Source organism: Enterobacter sp. EGD-HP1 (assembly GCF_000733275.2).
In the GTDB taxonomy this organism is placed as follows: domain Bacteria; phylum Pseudomonadota; class Gammaproteobacteria; order Enterobacterales; family Enterobacteriaceae; genus Enterobacter.
Genome location: NZ_AVOP01000023.1, coordinates 174762 through 196186, shown reverse-complemented (window position 1 = coordinate 196186; position 21425 = coordinate 174762). Strand labels below are relative to the sequence as shown.

Annotated in this window: 22 protein-coding genes; 10 read left to right on the top strand and 12 right to left on the bottom strand. The window is 56.8% G+C overall.

The annotated features are described in order from the left end of the window. The first annotated feature begins 50 nt into the window (after positions 1-50). The 4 genes from N037_RS14595 to N037_RS14580 all read left to right on the top strand — a co-directional run bounded on the left by N037_RS14595 (position 51) and on the right by N037_RS14580 (position 4954). Positions 51-1553, top strand: coding sequence for a sugar ABC transporter ATP-binding protein (locus N037_RS14595; RefSeq protein ID WP_032641760.1), 1503 nt, complete (start codon positions 51-53; stop codon positions 1551-1553). Then, positions 1550-2545 carry an ABC transporter permease gene (locus N037_RS14590; RefSeq protein WP_023334863.1) on the top strand — a complete coding sequence of 332 codons (996 nt, stop codon included), beginning with the start codon at positions 1550-1552 and terminating at the stop codon, positions 2543-2545. Before N037_RS14595 ends, N037_RS14590 begins: the two co-directional genes overlap by 4 nt. 19 nt (positions 2546-2564) lie before the next feature. Further along, positions 2565-3629 (top strand): sugar ABC transporter substrate-binding protein, encoded by a 1065-nt coding sequence (locus N037_RS14585; protein WP_032641757.1) that lies wholly within the window; start codon positions 2565-2567, stop codon positions 3627-3629. Positions 3630-3712: 83 nt separating this feature from the next. Further along, a complete protein-coding gene (locus N037_RS14580) occupies positions 3713-4954 on the top strand; it encodes an LVIVD repeat-containing protein (RefSeq protein ID WP_032641754.1) in 1242 nt (413 codons plus the stop codon). Positions 4955-5016: 62 nt separating this feature from the next. On the opposite strand, the gene mtnK is transcribed toward N037_RS14580, so the two are convergent. Then, positions 5017-6216 carry an S-methyl-5-thioribose kinase gene (gene mtnK / locus N037_RS14575; protein ID WP_032641752.1) on the bottom strand — a complete coding sequence of 400 codons (1200 nt, stop codon included), beginning with the start codon at positions 6214-6216 and terminating at the stop codon, positions 5017-5019. A gap of 104 nt (positions 6217-6320) precedes the next feature. On the opposite strand from mtnK, the gene mtnA reads away from it, so the two are divergent. Together mtnA and N037_RS14565 are read left to right on the top strand one after the other, a co-directional pair. Further along, positions 6321-7337 carry an S-methyl-5-thioribose-1-phosphate isomerase gene (gene mtnA, locus N037_RS14570; RefSeq protein ID WP_032641750.1) on the top strand — a complete coding sequence of 339 codons (1017 nt, stop codon included), beginning with the start codon at positions 6321-6323 and terminating at the stop codon, positions 7335-7337. A 42-nt stretch (positions 7338-7379) separates the two neighbouring features. Next, positions 7380-7850 carry an SRPBCC family protein gene (locus tag N037_RS14565; RefSeq protein ID WP_032641748.1) on the top strand — a complete coding sequence of 157 codons (471 nt, stop codon included), beginning with the start codon at positions 7380-7382 and terminating at the stop codon, positions 7848-7850. A gap of 96 nt (positions 7851-7946) precedes the next feature. On the opposite strand, the gene N037_RS14560 is transcribed toward N037_RS14565, so the two are convergent. Genes N037_RS14560 through N037_RS14550 form a run of 3 tightly spaced genes read right to left on the bottom strand, consistent with a single transcriptional unit; the run spans position 7947 to position 9786 of the window. Beyond that, complete coding sequence (locus N037_RS14560) at positions 7947-8489, bottom strand: 1,2-dihydroxy-3-keto-5-methylthiopentene dioxygenase (protein WP_032641746.1); 543 nt, start codon at positions 8487-8489, stop codon at positions 7947-7949. Next, positions 8486-9175, bottom strand: coding sequence for an acireductone synthase (gene mtnC, locus N037_RS14555; protein WP_023334872.1), 690 nt, complete (start codon positions 9173-9175; stop codon positions 8486-8488). Before mtnC ends, N037_RS14560 begins: the two co-directional genes overlap by 4 nt. Further along, positions 9172-9786 carry a methylthioribulose 1-phosphate dehydratase gene (locus tag N037_RS14550; protein WP_032641744.1) on the bottom strand — a complete coding sequence of 205 codons (615 nt, stop codon included), beginning with the start codon at positions 9784-9786 and terminating at the stop codon, positions 9172-9174. Before N037_RS14550 ends, mtnC begins: the two co-directional genes overlap by 4 nt. Before the next feature lie 247 nt (positions 9787-10033). Here N037_RS14550 and N037_RS14545 point away from each other — a divergent pair, with 247 nt between their 5' ends. After that, the gene (locus N037_RS14545) at positions 10034-11194 is read left to right on the top strand and encodes a pyridoxal phosphate-dependent aminotransferase (protein ID WP_032641741.1); all 1161 of its coding nucleotides are present in this window, start codon (positions 10034-10036) and stop codon (positions 11192-11194) included. On the opposite strand, the gene N037_RS14540 is transcribed toward N037_RS14545, so the two are convergent. From N037_RS14540 to citR, 3 genes are all read right to left on the bottom strand, one after another. Beyond that, a complete protein-coding gene (locus N037_RS14540; RefSeq protein WP_023334875.1) occupies positions 11195-11821 on the bottom strand; it encodes an IbrB-like domain-containing protein in 627 nt (208 codons plus the stop codon). Then, a complete protein-coding gene (locus tag N037_RS14535) occupies positions 11806-13029 on the bottom strand; it encodes a phosphoadenosine phosphosulfate reductase (RefSeq protein ID WP_032641739.1) in 1224 nt (407 codons plus the stop codon). Before N037_RS14535 ends, N037_RS14540 begins: the two co-directional genes overlap by 16 nt. A gap of 128 nt (positions 13030-13157) precedes the next feature. Then, on the bottom strand, positions 13158-14078 hold the full coding sequence (gene citR / locus N037_RS14530) for a DNA-binding transcriptional repressor CitR (protein ID WP_023334877.1): 921 nt from the start codon (positions 14076-14078) through the stop codon (positions 13158-13160). Between the two features lie 623 nt (positions 14079-14701). Here citR and ahpC point away from each other — a divergent pair. Both ahpC and ahpF read left to right on the top strand, forming a co-directional pair. After that, a complete protein-coding gene (gene ahpC / locus N037_RS14525) occupies positions 14702-15265 on the top strand; it encodes an alkyl hydroperoxide reductase subunit C (RefSeq protein ID WP_008501015.1) in 564 nt (187 codons plus the stop codon). Positions 15266-15453: 188 nt separating this feature from the next. Continuing rightward, positions 15454-17019: an alkyl hydroperoxide reductase subunit F gene (gene ahpF / locus N037_RS14520; RefSeq protein ID WP_032641737.1), complete on the top strand. Its 1566-nt coding sequence runs from the start codon at positions 15454-15456 to the stop codon at positions 17017-17019. 60 nt (positions 17020-17079) lie between these two features. Here ahpF and uspG read toward each other — a convergent pair whose 3' ends face one another. The 3 genes from uspG to rnk form a co-directional block, all read right to left on the bottom strand. Further along, the gene (gene uspG, locus N037_RS14515; RefSeq protein ID WP_023310731.1) at positions 17080-17508 is read right to left on the bottom strand and encodes a universal stress protein UspG; all 429 of its coding nucleotides are present in this window, start codon (positions 17506-17508) and stop codon (positions 17080-17082) included. Between the two features lie 125 nt (positions 17509-17633). Beyond that, entirely contained in the window at positions 17634-17723 is a 90-nt protein-coding gene (yldA, locus tag N037_RS25355) for a small membrane protein YldA (RefSeq protein ID WP_023334879.1), read from the bottom strand. Positions 17724-17862: 139 nt separating this feature from the next. After that, positions 17863-18273, bottom strand: coding sequence for a nucleoside diphosphate kinase regulator (gene rnk / locus N037_RS14510; protein ID WP_032641735.1), 411 nt, complete (start codon positions 18271-18273; stop codon positions 17863-17865). Positions 18274-18517: 244 nt separating this feature from the next. Here rnk and N037_RS14505 point away from each other — a divergent pair, with 244 nt between their 5' ends. Further along, positions 18518-19135, top strand: coding sequence for a flavin reductase family protein (locus tag N037_RS14505; protein ID WP_032641733.1), 618 nt, complete (start codon positions 18518-18520; stop codon positions 19133-19135). Here N037_RS14505 and rna read toward each other — a convergent pair. Together rna and dcuC are read right to left on the bottom strand one after the other, a co-directional pair. Continuing rightward, the gene (gene rna, locus N037_RS14500; RefSeq protein ID WP_435786250.1) at positions 19129-19902 is read right to left on the bottom strand and encodes a ribonuclease I; all 774 of its coding nucleotides are present in this window, start codon (positions 19900-19902) and stop codon (positions 19129-19131) included. The genes N037_RS14505 and rna overlap by 7 nt on opposite strands. Before the next feature lie 130 nt (positions 19903-20032). Continuing rightward, positions 20033-21400, bottom strand: coding sequence for an anaerobic C4-dicarboxylate transporter DcuC (gene dcuC / locus N037_RS14495; protein WP_032641727.1), 1368 nt, complete (start codon positions 21398-21400; stop codon positions 20033-20035). Positions 21401-21425: the final 25 nt, after the last annotated feature.

Here is a 21425-nt window from a genome sequence, read left to right as displayed (position 1 = left end):
GAGCTGTGAAAAATTCGATAAATCAGAAGAGTAATGAAGGATTTACGCGGATGGTTTCCAGTCGCCTTGAGATGCGCGGTATCAGCCTGGCCTTTTCCGGCTTTCAGGCGCTGTCGCGCGTGGACTTTACCCTAACCGGCGGATCCGTACACGCGCTGACCGGCGCCAACGGCGCGGGGAAATCGACGCTGATGGCGGTGCTGTGCGGCACGCACGACCACTATGAGGGCGAGATCAGCATTAACAACCAGCCGGTGAGAATCCGTGAACCGCTTGACGCCAAACGGCTGGGGATCCACCTCGTGCAGCAGGAGGTGGACGTGGCGCTGATCCCGGGGTTGAGCATTGCCGAAAACATCATGCTCGACCAGCTGGCGCAGCCGGGGCATCGCTTCAACTGGCGCGCGATCCGCCAGCAGGCGAGACAGGCGCTGGCGCAGCTGGACGTAACGCTGGACGTTCGCCGCTCCATCGACGGCTGTTCGCTGGCCGAAAAGCAGCAGATTTTGCTGGCGCGGGCGCTGTCCCACCACTGCCGTTTTTTGATTCTTGATGAGCCCACCGCGCCGCTGGATGCGCATGAGAGCGAGCGCCTGTTTGCGGTAGTGAGACGTTTAAAGCAGCAGGGCATCGGCGTGGTGTTTATCTCCCACCGCATTCACGAGCTGAAGGCCATCTGCGACACCTTAACGGTGCTGCGCGACGGCAAGCTGATCGAGTCCGGCCCGATGGCCGATCTGAGCGGCGAAGCGATCGTCGAGAAGATGCTCGGCCACGTGCTGAGCGACATCTATCCTCCCGCGCGGCCGCCGCACGGCGACGAAACGCTGCTGCGCGTTGAGGGGCTTCACGACGACGCGCTGCTGAAAGATATCTCCCTGCACCTGCGCAAAGGCGAAATCCTCGGGATTGCGGGGCTGGCGGGGGCGGGGAAAACCGAACTCTGCAAGGCGCTGTTTGGCGCCACCAAAAGCCGCGTGGCGCGCGGCGAGCTGAATCATCAAGCCTGGCAGCCGCGCGACCCGGCCGACTCCGTGCTGCGCGGTCTGGCGCTGGTGCCGGAGGAGCGCCGCAAAGAGGGCATTTTTATCGACGAGCCGGTGAGCATGAACCTTGCCGTGTGCGCCGATAACAGCTTCTCGCGCTGGAGCCTGTTTGGCCATCGTCAGGCGTGGCGCTGGGCGGAAGAGGTCATCGCCCGCGTCGGCGTGCGCGCCCGTGGGCCGGGGCAGGTGCTGCGCCGCTTATCCGGCGGCAACCAGCAGAAGGTCGCCATCGGTAAATGGCTGCGCAATGACGCCAGCGTGCTGATATTCGACGAGCCGACCAAAGGCGTGGACGTGAAGGCCAAAACCGATCTGTTCCAGCTGATTGACGGCCTGGCGCGCGAGGGCAAAGGGGTGATTTACGCCTCGGGCGAGTTTGCCGAACTGGTCGGGCTGTGCGACCGCATCTGCGTGCTGTGGGACGGGCGCATCGTGGCGGAAATCGCCGGGGCCGAGGCCCGCGAAGAAACACTACTTTATTATTCAACCGGAGGAACGGCGTCGTGAGCAAGGCCCTTTCAGTGAACGCGGCGGCGTCTGGCCGTCAGCAGATTTTCGATTTTCTCTACAGGTGGGGCATGCTGTTGACCGTCGTCGCGCTGGTGGCCGTCTTTGGCCTGGCGTCGGACAGCTTCCTCGATCCGAACAACATCATCAACATTCTGCGCTCGATTGCCATCGTGACGGTGATTGCCATTGGCGTGTCGATTTCATTGACCATCGGCGGGTTCGATCTCTCTGTCGGATCTACCGCGTCGCTGGCGAACGCGCTGGTGATTTCCCTTTTCGTCTGGCACGGCTTTGGTACCACCGAGTCGATTCTGATCACCCTCGCGCTCTGCACGCTGGTGGGGCTGTTTAACGCTTTTCTGATCGTCATCCTGCGTATTCCGGACATGCTTGCGACGCTTGCCAGCCTGTTTGTCATTCAGGGCGTGGCGATGACCTACAGCTACGGCGGGTCGATTACCGAGAACATGGTGCTGCCGAGCGGCGACATGGCGGAAGGGACTATTCCGGCGGCATTCAGCCTGCTGGGGCAGGTGCCGACCATCGTGATCGTCATGCTGGTGGTGACCGTGCTGGCGCAGCTTGGCCTCTCGTTGACCACTCACGGGCGCCGGATGTACGCCATCGGCGGCAACCCCGAAGCGGCGCGTCTCTCCGGTATTCGCACCACGCGCTACAAGGTGGCGGCCTACGTGATCGCCTCGCTGCTGGCGGGACTGGGCGGAATTTTGCTGGCTTCGCGTATCGGTTCGTCGCAGGTGAATGCGGGGGGCGGATACCTGATGGATGCGGTGGCGGCGGCGTGGATTGGCTTCTCGCTGGCAGGCTCAGGCAAACCGAATGCGCTGGGAACCCTGGTCGGGGCGGTGATTCTGGGCGTGCTGTCGAACGGGCTGGTGATGCTCTCGGTGCCGTATTACGCCATGGACATTATAAAAGGGCTGGTGCTCGCGGTGGCACTGGCGATTACCTACATACAAAAACGCTGACAACACAACGGGATAAAAAATGAAAAAGATTGCACTCTCTTTAGTGGCACTTGGGTTGCTCACGGCTCTGCCTGGCTTCGCGGCTACGCCCGCACCGCTTCCGGCCGCCATTGCCAACCATGACGGGCCGATCCGCATCGCGGTGATCCGTAACCTCGGCTCAGACGACAACACCACGCAGTTTATTGCCGGGGCGATTCAGGAAGGGAAAAAGCTCGGCTTCAAGGTCAGCACCTTTTTAAGCAACGGGGACGACGCCAAATTCCAGGACTTCGTTAACCAGGCGATCAGCCAGAAATATGACGGGATTATTCTTTCTCAGGGGCGCGATCCGTACTCCACCGCGCTGGTGAAGAAGGCGGTGGATGCCGGGATTAAAGTCGCGGTATTTGATACCGCGGTGAACGGCGAGATCCCGGGCGTGACCGTCACCCAGCAGGACGATGCCTCTCTGACAAATCTCTCCTTCGGCCAGCTGGCGAAAGATTTCAACGGCAAGGCCAATATCGTCAAGCTGTGGGTGGCGGGCTTCCCGCCAATGGAGCGTCGTCAGGCGGCCTATAAAGAGCTGCAAAAGCAGTATCCGGACATCAAAGAGCTGGAGTCTATCGGCGCGGTCTCGTCTGACGTGCAGGGTGATACCGCCAACAAGGTGGGCGCGATCCTGGCGAAATATCCGAAAGGCAAAATCGACGCCATCTGGGGCACCTGGGACGCCTTCAGCCAGGGCGCGTATAAGGCGCTGAAAGAGAACGGCCGCACCGAGATCAAGCTCTACAGCATCGACATCTCCAACCAGGATCTGCAGCTGATGCGCGAGCCGGGCAGCGCGTGGAAGGTGAGCGTGGCGGTGGATCCGAAGCTGATTGGCGCGACGAACGTGCGCCTGGTAGCGAACAAGATAGCCGGGGAAGCGACGCCTGCAACCTACGATTTCAAAGCGGCGGCCATTCCGCAGGCGCTGCTGACCGCCCAGCCGGGCGCGGTGAACGTGGCGTCTCTGGGGAAAATTATTCCGGGCTGGGGCCAGACGGAAGATTTTATCGCGCCGTGGTTTGCGACGCTGGAAGCCAGGTCAAAATAATGCCCGGTGGCGCTGCGCTTACCGGGCCTACGGTGTTGTAGGCCGGATAAGGCGCAGCCGCCATCCGGCGTAAGGACTTATACATGTCTGCATTACCTCAACCCGAATACAGCCGCAATATGCGGCTGATTGGCCACAGCGACCAGGGCGGTCGCCCGGACGGCGTGCAGCTGATGGTGCACCGCGGTTTTGCCTATATCGGCCATATGGTGTCGCAGGGGTTTTCGATTGTCGACGTGCGCGACCCAAAGAACCCGAAAGCGGCGGGCTACGTGCCCGCGCCGCCCGGCACCTGGAACGTGCACCTGCAGGCGCATGACGACCTGCTGCTGGTGATCAACGCCCGGGATCTGTTTGCCGATGCGCGTTTTGCCGATGAGAAGGTCTACTACACCCGCCAGGTGGGGGAGACCGTCAGCGACGTGCAGGACAAAGGCTGGAGCGCCGGACTGCGGGTGTTTGATATCTCCACGCCGGACAGGCCGCGCGAAATCGGCTTTCTGCCGCTGAGCGGCATCGGCATTCACCGCATCTGGTACGTCGGCGGACGCTGGGCCTACGTGTCGGCGCTGATCGACGGCTTTACCGACTACATCTTCCTGACCATCGATCTGGCGGACCCGCGTAAGCCTGAAGTGGCGGGGCGCTGGTGGCTGCCGGGGATGAACCAGGCCGAAGGGGAGAAGCCGGACTGGCCGGAAGGAAAACGCTACGCGCTGCACCACGCGATTATCGCGGGTGATACCGCCTACGGCAGCTGGCGCGACGGCGGCCTGACGCTGCTGGACGTGAAGGACCGCGCGCAGCCGAAGCTGATTAGCCATCGCAACTGGAGCCCGCCGTTTGGCGGCGGAACGCACACCGCGCTGCCGCTGCCGGACCGCGACCTGCTGGTGGTGCTGGACGAAGCGGTGCTCGACAATCAGGAAGACGGCGAAAAGCTGATCTGGCTGTTTGATATCCGCGAGCCGTCGAACCCGGTGAGCATCTCGACCTTCCCGCAGCCGGATGAAACCGACTACGTGGCGAAAGGGGCGCATTTCGGCCCGCACAACCTCCACGAGAACCGGCCGGGGAGCTTTGTCAGCTCAACGCTGATTTTTGCCACGTACCAGAACGCGGGCGTGCGGGCGTACGATATTTCCAATCCGTATCGACCGGTGGAAACGGGGGCGCTGGTGCCCGGCGCGCCGGAGAAGATGATGGACACGCGGCCGAATCGCCCGCAGGTGATCCAGTCGTGCGACGTGTTTGTGGATGCGCAGGGGATTATTTACAGCACGGATTATAACGGCGGGTTATCGGTGATTGAGTATTTGGGGTAAGTGCGGTTTGATGCCCTCCCCCCGGCCCTCTCCCAATGGGAGAGGGAGAAAACCAAATGCACTCAGCTGTACTGCCGCACTCGTGCCACCAGCTCTTCCGCGTTGTCGATGCGCTCGGCAATGACGATCAGCGCTTTACCGAGCGTTATCGCGTGGCGCAGGCATTCGTGGCGCATCGCCTCGTCCTGAATGGTGTCGATATCCGCGACGTGAGAAAGCCCGACGCTGCGACGAATGAGCTCGGTGCCGCAGAAGCCGATGGCGTCATGCCAGACCTTTTTCAGAAACGCGGAGGCGTAGCCCGGTGCACTCAGCGCCGTATCGCGCGTTTTCTCGTTTGCCAGCGCCTGGAAGCGCTCCGCGAAGGTGTTCCAGAGTTCCTGAATATCGGTCAGGCGCTGCTCGCGTGCGGCAGCGGCATCGCGAATGCCCAGATGCCCCGGCAGGCCGCAGAAATTAAGCAGCAGGTTGCCGATGGCGGTGCCCAGGTCAAAGCCAATCGGGCCGAAATAGCCGAACTCGGCGTCGATGGCCTTCAGGCTGCCGTCCGCCACGAAGATCGACCCGCTGTGAATATCGCCGTGCAGGAGCGCTTCGGCGTGCGAGAAGAAGCGATGCTTCAGGGAGGCCACGGCAATCTTCAGCTGGGCGTCGTCGCGCAGGGCCGCTACGTCGTTTTCCAGCTCGGCCGGGTAGCTGTTGCGTTCGTGGATCTGGTACGGATCGTTGAAGAACAGATCTTCGGTGATCTCGCACATCTCCGGGTTGATGAATTTCGCCACCTGCGCTTTTTTCTCGTGCGGGTGCAGGTAGAAATCGCTGGTGTGAAACAGCGCGTGCGCGAGGTATTCGCCCAGCTGCTGCGCCGCCTGCGGGTAGTAAATGTTGTTGATCAGCTCGCCGCGCCAGATGCGATGGCTGGAGAGATCTTCCATCACCATTACCGCCAGCTCCGGGTCGAAGTGGTGGATTTTCACGGTGTGCTGCGGGCTGTGCCGGTAGTGCTCGACCAGCGTTTGCGCTTCAAGACGGGCGCGGTCCAGCGTCAGCGGCCAGGACTCCCCGACGCAGCGCACGTAGGGCAGCGCCTGCTTGACGATGATGCGGCTCACGCCCGCGCCGTCGAAAATTTTAAAGACCAGATTGAGGTTGCCGTCGCCTACCTCCTGCGCCTCCACCAGCGATGATGGGTCATCAAGGCCGCCAAACTGCCTAGCATATTCCACGGCGTCCTGAGCGGTAAAGGTACGGTATTGCGACATGGCCTGTTCCTCACGGGTTTGCTAATAAAGACATATAGACGTCTATACATCTGGATTTCATCCTGACACAATGTGCTACATCAACGCAACAGGGAATTAACGACATGCAGACATTACAGACGACCAGCCTGCGGGTGGCGAATAATCAGCTCTTTATTCTCGACCAGCAGGCGCTTCCGCAGGAGAAACGCTGGCTGGACGCCTCGACCGTAGAGGCGCTGGTTGGGCACATTCATGCCCTGCGGGTGCGCGGCGCGCCGCTGATTGGTCTCTCTGCAAGCCTGCTGCTGGCGCTGCTGGCGGAAAACGGCAAAAGCCGCGACGCGCTGGCGGCGGCGCTGGAAACCCTGCGCGCCTCCCGCCCGACGGCGGTGAACCTGATGAACAATCTCGACCGCATGAAGGTTGCGCTGTGGCAGGAAGATTTCGTTCCGGCGCTCGTGGCTGAAGCGCTGCGCCTGATTGACGAAGACAAACGGCTTTGCGACGCGATTGCAAAAGCCGGCAGCGCGCTGGTGAAGCCCGGCAGTCGCCTGCTGACCCACTGCAACACCGGCGGGCTGGCAACGGCGGGCGTCGGCACCGCATTGGGCGTCATTGCCCGCGCGCATCAGGACGGTAACGTCAGCAGCGTCTGGGTCGATGAAACCCGTCCGCTGCTGCAGGGCGGCAGGCTGACCGCGTGGGAGCTTGGCGAGCTGGGCGTGCCGTACAAGCTCATCACCGATTCCATGGCCGCCAGCCTGATGGCGAAAGGGCAGGTAGACGCCGTGTGGGTAGGCGCAGATCGTATTGCCGCCAACGGCGATGTGGCGAACAAGATCGGCACCTATTCCCTGGCGGTGCTGGCGAAGTTCCACGGCATTCCGTTCTACGTTGCCGCGCCGCAAACGACCCTCGATCCGGACTGCCCGAACGGGGATGCGATCCCCATTGAACAGCGCGCCGCCAGCGAGGTATCGGGCGTCGCCGGAAGCTTTGGCGCGGTGCAGTGGGCGCCGGAAAACGCGCAGGTCTATAATCCGGCGTTTGACGTTACGCCTGCCTCGCTGATTAGCGGCTGGGTGCTGGACACGGGCGTGGTTACGCCGGAAGCAGTAGCAAACGGGAAATTCGCCTGAGTCCGGCTATCCTTTAAGGGGTTCCCCTGAGAGGACAATATCGTGACGCTCGATCCTGAAACAGACTTAAAACTGGAGCGCGTGGTGGATGCACCGCGCGACCTGCTGTGGCTCTGCTGGACCACGCCGGAACATATCAAAAACTTCTTCATTCCTGCTCCCCATAAGGTGACCGAATGCGACCTCGACCTGCGGGTGGGTGGGCGGTTCAACACCGTGTTCGAGGTGGACGGGCAGCGGATGGACAACCGGGGCGTATTTCTTGAAATCGATCCCGGTAAAAAGCTGGTCTTTACCGACGGTTATACCGAAGGCTGGAAGCCTGCCGAGAAACCGTTTATGACGGCGATCCTGCTGCTGGAAGACGTAGGTGAGGGCAAAACCCGCTACACGGCGATTGCGCGTCATCCGACGAAGGAAATCCGCGAACAGCACGAGCAGATGGGCTTCCACGAAGGGTGGGGGATCGTGCTGGATCAGCTGGTGGGGTACGTGAAGGGACTGGAGCGTTGAAGCTCGAGCGGCCTGATGCCCTCACCCCGACCCTCTCCCACAGGGAGAGGGAGCAAACACTAAAAACGGCAGCTATAGCTGCCGTTTTGCTTTTACCTATGCCAGCCTTGGATACGCATCCGCGATCGCATCACCCGTAAACTGGGCCACCCAGCCTTCCGGATTGTCGAAGATACGAATCGCCGTAAAGTTCGGCTCTGAACCCATATCGAACCAGTGCGGCGTGCCCGCGGGTACGGAAATCAGGTCGTTTTTCTCGCACAGCACCTGATACACCTCATCGCCAATGTGCAGGCAGAAGAGCCCTGCGCCTTCCACGAAGAAGCGCACTTCGTCTTCACCGTGGGTGTGTTCGTTCAGGAACTTTGCGCGCAGCGCCTCTTTCTGCGGGTTGTCGGCGCGCAGGCTGATCACGTCCCAGCTCTGATAGCCTTTCTCCGCCACCAGCTTGTCGATCGCATGCTGATACGCCTGGATCACGGCTTCGGGCGCGGGATCGTGGCCTAAATCGCGGTCAGCCGCCCAACGTTCGAAGCGCACGCCTTTAGCGTTGAGCTGCTGGGCGATCTCGGCGGCGTCGGTGCTGTGCCACTGGTGCTGACTGGCGTCTTTATCGGAATAAATGGTCAATGCGCTCATGAAGGGATCTGCTCCGGATTAATCTCGTCAAACTGGTGGACCTGATGATGATGGCTTGCGCCGTCATCATCGCCGCGAATCAGCTGCAGGGTGCGAAAACCTGCCTGTTCAGCCGCGTCCAGCTCCTGATGAATATCCGACAGGAACAGGATCTGCGACGGGGCGATGCCCGTTTGCGCCGCAATGTTCTGATAAGACTGCACCTCGCGCTTGGCGCCGATGTGGGTATCAAAATAGCCGCTGAACAGATGAGTAATATCACCTTCGTCGCTGTAGCCAAATAACAGTTTCTGCGCGGCGACGGAGCCAGAGGAATAAACATAGAGATCAATCCCTTGCGCTTTCCACTTTTCCAGCGCAGGCAGGACGTCCGGGTAGAGGTGGCCGGTAAAGTCGCCGTTCACGTAGCCGTCATGCCAGATGATCCCCTGCAGGGCTTTGAGCGCCGTGGATTTGCGGTCCTCATCCATAAAGGCAAACAGGGCGTCGATAAGCTCGCTGACGCTGGCGTGCGGGTGACCGATTTCATCACGCAGGTTGTCCAGAATGGATTTGACCGGCTCGGCGTACTGCTGCGCGGTCACGAAGGCCGCCAGCCGCTCACGCGCGTAGGGGAACAAAACATCATGGACAAAACGGATATCGCTGGTGGTGCCTTCAATATCCGTCACAATCGCGCGAATCATACTCTCTCCAGTTGTCGTAAACGCATTTCGCATTCAAATAAGAATTCTAATCCTTCCAGATGACGGCGGGCCTCGGCCACATCGCGTCCCCAGCAGGTTAAGCCATGACCGCGCAGAAGAAAACCATAATTAAGCGGGCGTTCCTGTGCGTAATGGGCGATTCGGGAGGCGAGGGCGTCAATATCCTGGTCGTTATCAAAGACCGGAATAGCCACCGTATCCAGATGTGTGGTCTGTCCGGTGAGGGATTTTTGCATTTCAAAGCCGCTGATGTTGAGCTCGGCTTCTTTCACCAGACGCGACAGCACCGTAGCGTTGACGGTATGTACATGCAGGACAGCGTTGGCCTCCGGGAACAGGCGATAAATAAGGGTGTGTAGCCCCGTTTCGGCTGATGGCTTACGACCAGACGGCGCGCGGTTGGTGGCGATCTCCACCTGCAGAAAATCCTCCGTCGTCAGGCTGCCCTTGTCTTTGCCGGATTCGCTGAGCCAGCAGAGGCGTTCGTCCTGACGCACCGACATATTGCCGCCGGTGGCGGGTGCCCAGCTTTTGGCGCCAATCCAGCGGCAGGCGTCGACCAGATGTGTGAGTTGCAGGTTGTCTGTCATTTCCTTTTACCCTCGCGGCCATGAATATTCATATGGTTTATACCCGTCATACTTCAAGTTACAGGTGCGTTGGCTGCACTCACTCACCCCAGTCACGTACTTAAGTACGCTCCCGGGGATTCGTTCCCTTGCCGCCTTCCTGCAACTCGAATTATTTAGGGTATAGACGTCTAAGCGTCTTGATTGCCAAAGACTAACATCGTGTTATAGTGGCAGCAACATAAGTATTACAAGCAGGCACGACACAATGAGCAATAACGCATTGATTCCGCAGAGTAAACTTCCCAATCTCGGGACCACCATCTTTACGCAGATGAGCGCGCTGGCACAGCAGCACAACGCCATTAACCTTTCGCAGGGGTTCCCGGATTTCGACGGCCCGACCTATCTGCAGGAACGTCTGGCCTACCACGTGGCGCAGGGGGCGAACCAGTACGCGCCGATGACCGGCGTGCAGGCGCTGCGTGAAGCCATTGCGGATAAAACGGAGGAGTTGTATGGCCATAAGCCCGATGCGAACACCGACATTACGGTGACGGCAGGGGCGACCGAAGCGCTGTATGCGGCCATCACCGCGCTGGTGCGGGCGGGCGATGAAGTCATCTGCTTTGACCCGAGCTACGACAGCTATGCGCCTGCGGTTGAACTCTCCGGCGGCGTGGTGAAACGCGTGGCGTTACAGCCACCGCATTTCCGCCCTGACTGGCAGGCGTTTGCCGCGCTGCTGAGCGACAAAACCCGTCTGGTGGTCCTCAATACGCCGCACAACCCGTCGGCGACGGTGTGGCAGAAAGCCGATTTCGCCGCGCTATGGCAGGCCATTGCCGAACGTGAGATTTACGTACTGAGCGATGAAGTCTACGAGCACATCTGCTTTGCAGAGGAAGGGCACGCCAGCGTGCTGGCCCATCCGCAGCTTCGCGAGCGCGCTATCGCCGTCTCGTCATTCGGTAAGACTTACCACATGACCGGCTGGAAAGTGGGCTACTGCGTCGCACCGGCGGCCATCAGCGCTGAGCTGCGCAAGGTGCACCAGTACCTGACCTTTGCCGTGAACACGCCGGCTCAGCTTGCGCTGGCGGATATGTTGCGCGCCGAGCCGGAGCACTACCGCGAGCTGCCGCACTTCTATCGTGAACGCCGGGATCTGTTTGTGGACGCGCTGAGTAAAAGCCGTCTGGAAATTTTGCCCTCAGAAGGGACTTACTTCCTGCTCGCGGACTACAGCGCGATTTCCGATCTCGACGACGTGAGCTTTTGCCAGTGGCTGACAAAAGAGGTGGGCGTGGCCGCCATTCCGCTGTCGGTGTTCTGCGCCGATCCCTTCCCGCATAAGCTGATCCGTCTTTGCTTTGCGAAGCAGGAATCGACGCTGCTGGCAGCGGCAGAGCGCCTGAACAGGCTCTGATTATTTCACCGTCCAGGCTTCTGAGTAACGACGGTCTGCGAAGAGTTCCAGCAGGCCGTTGATTTGCTTGAGGCGCAACACTTCGTCGTTATCCATCCCCAGCTCCTTGCCAATCCTCTCGTCGTTCCAGCCAAGCTGAACCAGTTCACGAACAATCTCTGACATGGCGTTGATCTGGTGCCGCCCGCGTGCGCGGTTATGGCGGATCGTCGCCGCCATGCGGTTATGTTTATCCTGCCGATCTTCGCGCAGGCAGGTGACGGGCAAGTATCCTTTGAGCTGGCGCTTTAACGACGCCCGGCTGGTGCCAATCTCATGGCGATGAAAACCATCGACAATTTCGTAGTGCTGAGATGCATTTTGCGTCACAACGATAGGTTGCGTGAATCCATCAAGTTCAAGGGATTTACCTAGTAGCCGTTTTTCCGGTGGCGCAACGTTATTGGGGTTGTAGTCGTTGGCGGTGATATCGTCCTGTTTCACCCAGAGCACGCAGTCTATAGGTTGCTCGCTAAACGGGCTGTTTTTGTGTATCGCGACTCGCAGGGCGTTAATGGCGTTTATTCGATCCTCTTCGGGAAGTGACTGCAGGTAGATATCTATTTCGTTGATTATTCGCTGTCGCATAAAATGCCCCACTCCTTGCGTTTCGCCTTCATTCTGTCGCTGTAGCGTTGATAATGTTTGGGTTTATTTGGGCTGAAGGAAAGTGCCCGATACCAGTAATCGTTATTAAGTAAAACCTTACAAATACGTCGCCATGAGGGTATGTCTTTGGCACCAATATCCCCGTCCTGGGTGTCGGGAATAGCGTCCATGCCCCGCTTTTGATACCAGTGAAGATACACCGCGATTTTATTGCGGTAATGCTCTGCCGTATTTTGTGGCATGCTCTCGAGCAGAAGCATGGCGTATTCCCGCCAGCAAAGGCGATCGGGTTTAAGTATTTTGCGATGACCATAAAAATGGTTGTCGTGCCCGGCGTAAATTCCCCCGCTGCGCACGCCGCTGACGCGTTCGCACATGGCGGCCCAGCGATCGGGTTCAACCACATGATAGAGCCAGAGTCCCTGACGCTGCTCGGGACCAAAAGGTTCGCAGATACGCATGTAGCGCGGGGGCACGCCGGCCTGGTACATCAGGTCGTAAAGCGGGTTGTAGCAGCAGCCGGTTTTTGCAAACCAGGTCCAGATATCGGCCGTTTTCCAGTCATAAAGCGGGTAGATGTACCAGGCGTGCCCGCCCGGTGCGACCGTCGTCCAGGGTTTGTCATCAGAAAACCGCTGTTTACGCGCTGAAGCGATGGCCAGAAAGCGGTTATAGGATTCATCGGCGCGGATCCCAACCATGACTGCTGCAGGGCGTTTTTGCGCGTACCATTCCGCAAAATCGCGGACAAAGGCTTCGAACGTCATACCCTGCTGATAAAAATCGAAATAGTGTGGATCGGTAATGGCATCTTCTGGCGGTTGACGCACCCAGTGAGTGTCGGGCGCCCAGCATTGCCATTCAGGTTGAAACTGAGACAGGGAGTTCTGGGTGGTTATCGGTAGCGCGACCCACCAGAACTGATTAATGACGTCCTGATAAAGCGCTCGCACTGTTTCAATATGCTTAATGGTTAATGAGAACTGCGCTTCCCAGTCCAAAAATAAGATGTCTATTTTTCGTTTTAGCCGCCGTGCCTGTCGGGCGACAAGATGTAGCATCACGGTAGAATCTTTTCCGCCAGAAAAGGAGACGCACACTCTTGTAAAATTGTTAAGCGTCCAGTCTATGCGTTCTACAGCGGCTTCAAGAACATTTTCCCGTAGTGGGATTTTATAGATCGACATGATTCATCGCATCCTGCGTGGTAAATGCCTAAATGAAATTCAAGGTTATTATGAAAGTAATTTTCCTTACTTTCACGAAATCATTTTTTTCAATGTATGATTTTTATTTTTCATCCGGGAAATGATTCTTAATCAGAGGATGTGGCAATACAGAGTTTATGCATTTTTTCAATGAATGTTGAAAAAACGCTGCTGTTCAGCGATGAACGACTGTAGAGCATATAAATATGTATTTCAGGCAGTGCAAACGGGGTCTCAACGCTTTTTAGTTTCAACGCCTCTTTATATGTTTCATAGATGGATACGGGAATGAAGCCTAAGAGATCGGATGAGCTAACCATGGAGATAAGCGAACTGATGGAGTCCGTGCGAAAAGCAATGTTTCTTTCCGGGAAAACCTCATTGGCGCGATTCTGAAACTCTTTAACGCCCGGGTGAGCACTTCGATAAAAGGTGTACTTCTCGCGGTATAACGCCTCGATACTGGCCTGCTCGCCAAGCCTCGGATGGTCTTCCCGGCAGATCATCGTTATCGGCACCGTCGTAAAGAGGGTACAGACTACAGAGTGGTTTTTTACCGGAGCCATCGTAAAGATCAGGTCCGCTTTACGGTATGCAAGCAGATCCTCCGCTGATTCCGGAGAGATAAGCATATCACGTTGTTCTACCTCGTAATCTTCCTCAGACATTAACAGCTTCATCGGTTCGAGCATATAACCGGGCGACACCATTTGAGAGCAGTAAATGACGAAGTTTTTCTTGACCCCAGAGTGATGCATCAGGTTGATGGTTTGCTCAATCTGGTTGAGATTCTGTTCAAGATGGTGGTGCAGGTTGATGCCTACCGTGGTCGGTGTAATCCCCTTGCCGGAACGGATAAAGAGGGGGTCATTGAGCTGGTTGCGCAGGCGCTGCAGCGACTGGCTCACGGCAGAAGGCGTGATATAAAGCGTCTCAGCGGCCTTACTGATACTGAGATGCTGGTAAATACATTCGAAAATGACTAACAGATTGAGATCGAATTTTTTAAGCTCATAGAGATTTGCCATTTTTAGTCCTGCGGATGCCGGGTTTGCTGAAGTTATCACATTACTGATAACTATAGATTGAAGTTAACCATTTACAATCTTTGTGGTTCACTGACTTAATTTTATTTTTAAGCCATCTGAATATATCACGGCGTCAGATTAATGAAATAGAACTTCAAGGTTGATTAAGATAATTTTATCTTTAAAGTGTGATTGGCTTATTTGAATGACAAGCGACATTTATATATAGAGGGAAATTCATAATAAAATTAAATTTATAACCTTCTGAAAGCATTTTCGATTTTGCCTATCACAGTCATAGGCAGGATTGCCACTCTTATGGATTGCTCAACGCCGGTACGGATGGTGTAATCAAAGCGCTGTTACCGCCTTGATACTCCAGGTTGTAGAGCGCAACGCAACGCCAGTTTCGGCTGGCACTGAATGTACCTGCGGGGAATTCAGGTATCAGGGCCGCCCGTTGAGGCGGCCTTTTTACTTTCAGGCTTTCCTGTAAAAGGTTCACCTTGTTGTCTTGTCGAGGTTGTAAGGTTTGGCTGATTGATTTGATAAAGCATATGCATTAGCCCCGATGAATAAAGTTGGTTACCTTACATCTCAACGAAAACACGGAGGAAGTACAGATGTCTTTGATTAATACCAAAATTAAACCTTTCAAAAACCAGGCGTTCAAAAACGGTGAGTTCATCGAAGTTACCGAGAAAGATACCGAAGGCCGCTGGAGCGTCTTCTTCTTCTATCCGGCTGACTTTACCTTCGTTTGCCCGACTGAACTGGGTGACGTAGCAGACCATTACGACGAACTGCAGAAGCTGGGCGTAGACGTTTACTCAGTGTCTACCGATACCCACTTCACCCACAAAGCATGGCACAGCAGCTCTGAAACCATCGCAAAAATCAAATACGCGATGATCGGTGACCCGACTGGCGCCCTGACCCGTAACTTCGACAACATGCGTGAAGATGAAGGCCTGGCTGACCGCGCCACCTTCGTTGTTGACCCGCAGGGCATTATCCAGGCTATCGAAGTTACCGCTGAAGGTATCGGCCGTGATGCGTCTGACCTGCTGCGTAAAGTGAAAGCTGCTCAGTACGTGGCTTCTCACCCAGGCGAAGTGTGCCCGGCGAAATGGAAAGAAGGCGAAGCGACGCTGGCTCCATCTCTGGACCTGGTCGGCAAGATCTAAGTCTGTAAAGCCTGGCGGCGCTGCGCTTGCACAGGCCTACAGTATCGTAGGCCGGGTAAACGAAGTGCCACCCGGCAATCAATGGGCGCCCCCCGCGCCCATTTCAATCCAGCACCATGATGCAAGTTGCATTCAGGCCGCCCGTATAAGGCAGCTTGCATGATGACGTCTTAAGAGAGGGAAGAACAATGCTCGACACAAACATGAAAACCCAGCTCAAGGCCTACCTTGAGAAACTGACCAAACCCGTTGAGCTGATTGCCACGCTGGACGACAGCGCCAAATCGGCAGAGATCAAGGAACTGCTGGCAGAGATCGCCGAGCTGTCGCCGAAAGTGACGTTTAAAGAAGATAACGCGCTGCCGGTCCGTAAGCCCTCCTTCCTGATCGCCAACCCAGGCTCCGACCAGGGACCGCGCTTTGCCGGTTCTCCGCTGGGTCACGAATTTACCTCACTGGTGCTGGCGCTGCTGTGGACCGGTGGTCATCCGTCAAAAGAAGCGCAGGCGCTGCTGGAGCAGATCCGCGATATCGACGGTGATTTTGAGTTTGAAACCTATTACTCGCTCTCCTGCCACAACTGCCCGGACGTGGTACAGGCGCTGAACCTAATGTCAGTCCTGAACCCGCGCATTAAGCACACGGCGATTGACGGCGGTACCTTCCAGAATGAAATCACAGATCGCAACGTGATGGGCGTTCCGGCGGTCTACATGAACGGCAAAGAGTTCGGCCAGGGCCGCATGACGCTGACCGAAATCGTTGCCAAAGTGGATACCGGCGCAGAAAAACGTGCGGCGGAAGAGCTGAACAAACGCGATGCCTACGACGTGCTGATTGTTGGCTCCGGCCCGGCGGGTGCGGCGGCAGCGGTGTACTCCGCGCGTAAAGGTATTCGTACCGGCCTGATGGGCGAACGCTTCGGTGGCCAGGTGCTGGATACCGTTGACATCGAAAACTACATTTCCGTGCCGAAAACCGAAGGCCAGAAGCTGGCGGGGGCGCTGAAGGCGCACGTCAGCGACTACGACGTAGACGTGATCGACAGCCAGAGCGCCAGCAAGCTGGTTCCGGCATCGGTCGAGGGTGGTTTACACCAGATTGAAACCGCATCCGGCGCGGTGCTGAAAGCGCGCAGCATTATCATTGCCACCGGCGCGAAATGGCGCAACATGAACGTCCCGGGCGAAGATCAGTACCGTACCAAAGGCGTGACCTACTGTCCGCACTGCGACGGCCCGCTGTTTAAAGGTAAACGCGTGGCGGTGATCGGCGGCGGTAACTCCGGCGTGGAAGCGGCAATCGACCTGGCGGGGATTGTTGAACACGTAACCCTGCTGGAGTTCGCACCAGAGATGAAGGCGGATCAAGTTCTGCAGGATAAAGTTCGCAGCCTGAAAAACGTCGATATCGTGCTGAACGCGCAGACCACGGAAGTGAAGGGCGACGGCAGCAAAGTGACCGGTCTGGAATACCGCGACCGCGTGAGCGGCGACGTCCACAGCGTTCAGCTTTCGGGGATCTTCGTGCAGATTGGTCTGCTGCCAAACACCACCTGGCTGGAAGGCGCGATTGAGCGCAACCGCATGGGCGAAATCATCATTGATGCGAAATGTGAAACCAGCGTGAAGGGCGTGTTTGCGGCGGGCGACTGCACCACAGTGCCGTACAAACAGATCATCATCGCCACGGGCGAAGGGGCGAAGGCGTCGCTGAGTTCGTTTGACTATCTGATTCGCACCAAAACCGCATAATAGAAGAAAGTAAGGCTACACCTGCAATAGCGAGATGCCACCGAAAGGTGGCCTCTTTTTTTATCTTACGACCATCACCGGTATGTGAGTGTGGCGGATCACGCTGGAGGCGTTAGAGCCCAGCAGATGCGTGGTAATGGAAGGGTTGCGCGAACCGATGACCACCACGTCGGCTTTCAGCTCGTTCGCCAGTTCGTTTACCGCATCGCGTACGCTGCCGAATCTGACGTGCGTTTTGATCCGTGAAGGGTCGATGCTGAAGTGGCTGACCATGGTCTGCAGGCGAGTTTCCGCTTCATGCTGCAAATGCTCCTCGAAGCGACGCACGTCGGCGGCAAAGCGGTGAAGGCTCAGGCTGGCAGAGCCCGGCAGTACGTGCAACAGATGGATGACACCGTCCTGCTGCGCCAGGAATTCCGCATGGCGAACGGCCTTGTCGCTCAGCTCCATCTCAAAAACATCAACCGGCATAATAATTCTCTGATACATACCCGTTTCTCCTTGTTTATAAACGCTGAACTCATTCAACCATAAAATAGATATGGTTTCTGTAAGCGCCCCGTCAGTTTTCTTATTTCGCTAGGGAAAATCTTAAAAGAGCGCAATTTCTGCACTCACCAGTGGCGTTCAAGATAAAGCACGGCCGTGACGATAATCGCCGCAATAATCAGAAAAATAAGTGTGATAGCCAGTATCTCACTCATGACCGTCCCCACGGCACCAAAACAAATTAAGCGTGGATTAAGGGCTTTTTGCGCGATATAAGAAATTGGGGTGAATTTGCGGAAAGAGGATGCCGCTGCATCCTCTGTGCAAAGCGGGTAGGCGCTTATTCAGAAGAGATTAACGCAGGTAATCGCCCGCGGCTTCTGGCTGGTAGAGCAGCGCCAGCACTTCCAGATGGGCAGAGGCGCCGCCCGGTAATTCCCAGTGGATGGTATCACCCGTGCGTAGACCCAGCAGTGCGGCACCCACAGGCGCAAGCACAGAAAGCTGCGCGCTGCTGTCCGTCATCTGCGACGGGTAAACCAGCGTGCGGGTCAGCTCTTCACCGGTGGTCAGGTTGCGGAATTTTACCTGGCTGTTCATGGTCACCACGTCATGCGGCATCGATTCCGGCGTGCACATCTGCGCACGGTCGAGCTCCTCATTCAGGGCGTCGGCCACGGGAAGTGAGGCGAACTCTGCTTTTTCCAGCAGCCGGTCGATACGTTCTGCGTCGAGCTCATTGATGATAATTGTAGGTCTGGACATTTTTACTCCATGTCGTTAATGCTGCGTGTAACGCAGAAACCGATCCAAAAGAAAACCCTCGCCGTCTGGCAGCGAGGGTTTAACTCTCCCGATGATACTGGCTGAGCGCCCAAGTTTGAAGTGATGAAGGTCACATTCATGGTCCATATGAATTTTCGCTGAAATTTATTCAGTCTTCATTCCGGGCGGAATACGTTACGCTGAGATCCTGAATCAGGGCGTTGCCCACCAACGAGAGAGAACTATGTACTTCTACCAACCGTCTCAGGGTCACGGCCTGCCGCACGATCCGCTGAACGCCATTATTGGTCCACGTCCGATCGGCTGGATCTCCTCATGCGATAAGGCCGGTCAGCTGAATCTCGCGCCGTATAGCTTCTTTAACTGCTTTAACTATCGTCCGCCGATCATCGGCTTTTCCAGCAACGGCTGGAAGGACAGCGTGCGTAATATTACCGAAACAAAGGAATTTGTCTGGAACCTGGCGACGCGCGATCTCGCGCAGGCGATGAACCAAACCTCAGCGATGCTTCCCCACGATCGGGATGAATTTAGCTTCGCCGGGCTAACGCCGACGGCCAGCCAGCTGGTGAACGCGCCCCGCGTCGCAGAAAGCCCGGTGAACTTTGAGTGCCGCCTGTCGCAGTGCATTCAGCTTACCGGTGCCGACGGTACGCCGGTCGATACCTGGCTGGTGCTGGGGGAGGTGGTCGGTATCCATATTGCCGAAACGCTGCTGGAAGAGGGGATATACCAGACGGCAAAAGCGCAGCCCATCCTGCGTGCGGGTGGGCCGACGGCTTACTACGGCATCAGTGACGATAACCGGTTTGATATGGTGCGCCCTGGCGCGGATCAGTAACCGGCTTTATCAATTACGAACTGTTTTCCGCAGTTACCAGGATGTGGCTGCGGTGCAAATGACGCCGCCGAAAGCGGGTTGTTAATAGTGTCTGCCTTCAGGGAAATCTGCATCTCGGTCAGATACGCCGGATTGCCGTTGCAGGTCAGCTTGATCGCTTTGATGTTCTCCTTGCCCCAGCTTTTGGCTACGGCACTGTCAAAGTCGCTGCGATTGACGGATTTCCCATAGTTATCGGCGAGGAATTTACCGACCGCGCTGCTTTTAACTTCCTGATTCATCCGCACCATCGTGCCGAAATAGGCATCCGGATCGAAACCAAAGCAGACGCCGTGTTTGGCATATTCGTAGCGTTCCAGGCAGGAATTCCCACCTGCGCCCGGCATTACGTCGTTGAGCTTTGCGGCAGCGGAAAGCGACAGTCCGGTTTCGGCGGCATTGCATTTACGGCTGGCCTTCACTTCCGGCATGTTCGGAATGGGGCGCGTGGCGCAGCCAAAACGCATCCATCGACGTTCATCCACGCCGCGTGCGGCAATAGATTTCGGCAGGCCGGGCCATAGCCCGTGAACGGTCAGGAAATCGGCTTTATTCTCGCGCTCTTTTTGCAGGCGACATTCGTCAGGTTCATTCCGGTTGCGCTCGACCATGCTCTGACAAAATCCGGTTTGCCAGGAGAGAGCCAGCACATAGCGATCGAAATCGCCATACTGTGTTGCCTTCAGCGGTTCCGCCTGTGCGGAGAAGATACAGAGTGCAAGCGCCATTGCGCCAGACGGGATGACGATATCCTTCCTGAACATATGATTTCCTGATCGAATGAGCACGATTAATTTCTGGAAGTTATTAAAGCACAAAAAGCGCCCGCAGGCGCTTTTTGGATATCCCTAATTTAGCTTAGGCCGCGCCGGGTACCAGCACTTCCGTGGCGATAATCACGATAATCAGGCCAACCAAAACGGGCACTGAGGTGCGTTTGACGACTTCGAATGGCGAGATTTTCGCCATCCCGGCAACGGCAACGACCACGCCCGACACCGGAGAAATGGTACGGCCCAGGTTTGACGCCTGCAGCATGGGAATGGAGAGATAGGCCGGGTTAATACCGGATGAGTGTGCCAGTTTCGGGATCATCTCAACGAAAGCGTAGAAAGGCGCATTACCGGAACCGGTGGTCATGGCCGCCAGCATGGTGAGCACCACCAGAACCAGCATCAGGATAATACTGGCCGAGCCGAACGAGGTGGCGATAGATATCAGGCTCTGGATAAAGCCGATTGTACTCAGACCCTGGGCAAAAACGCCTGCCGCAACCAGCAGCATCACCACGCCAGCGAAGGCATCCGCCATACCGCGATACGCCACTTCCAGACCCGAGAAGACTTTTTGCGTGTTAAAACCGCGTACAAATTCCAGCACGGCGGCCAGCAGCATGCAGATGACCAGAATGGTGATGATGTGCAGCTGTGGACCCCATTTGCCGTCAAAAATCAGCACCCCGATAATCGGGGTGAACGGCAGAATGGCGTAGAACGCGGGAGCGGTAGTGGTAATTTCACTCACGTCCATCATTTCATGGCTGATGTTTTCTTTCTTATCGAGATAGCGCTGCCAGAAGAAATGCGCGATGCCCATGCCCACGATGGCAACAATCGAGATCGGTAGCGTGGTTTTAAAGGCGAAGTCGATGAGTGACATCTCCGCCGCCTTTGCCGCCAGCACAACGTCGCCGGAGGTTGGGGAGAGAATAATGGCTGCCGGAGACGCGCAAATTGCCGCGGCCGCACCGCGGCTGATACCGACGTTCACCATGACCGGGAACAGCGTCGCCATGAGCAGTACGCCAAGTCCGGTAGCCGACGAAACGGCCAGCGACATCAGGCAGGCGAGGAAATAGGCGGCGACCATCAGCAGATACGGCGAGTTGATGTATTGCAGGGGTTTGGAGGCAAGCTTAACGACCATGTCGTTGGCGCCGATGTGGGTCATGTAGGCCGCAAAACCACACAGCATCATGATCATCATGCCCAGATCGCCGCCGCGGCTCATGAGCAATATTTTAATGTATTCAACGATATCTGTAGCAGTGTAACCGGTGCTGGCCGCGCTGGCGGGTAACACCTGGTGCCCCATTATTGCGCTGATAATCAGCAGTGTTAAACCGCCAACAAATAATACGCCCGTGGCCGAGTAGCCTTTAATGATGTAGCGCGCGACGCCGACAATGACGACGACTCCAATAAGGAGCTCGAATAACGTAAGCATGATTTCCCCTGTATCTCTGCTGCAA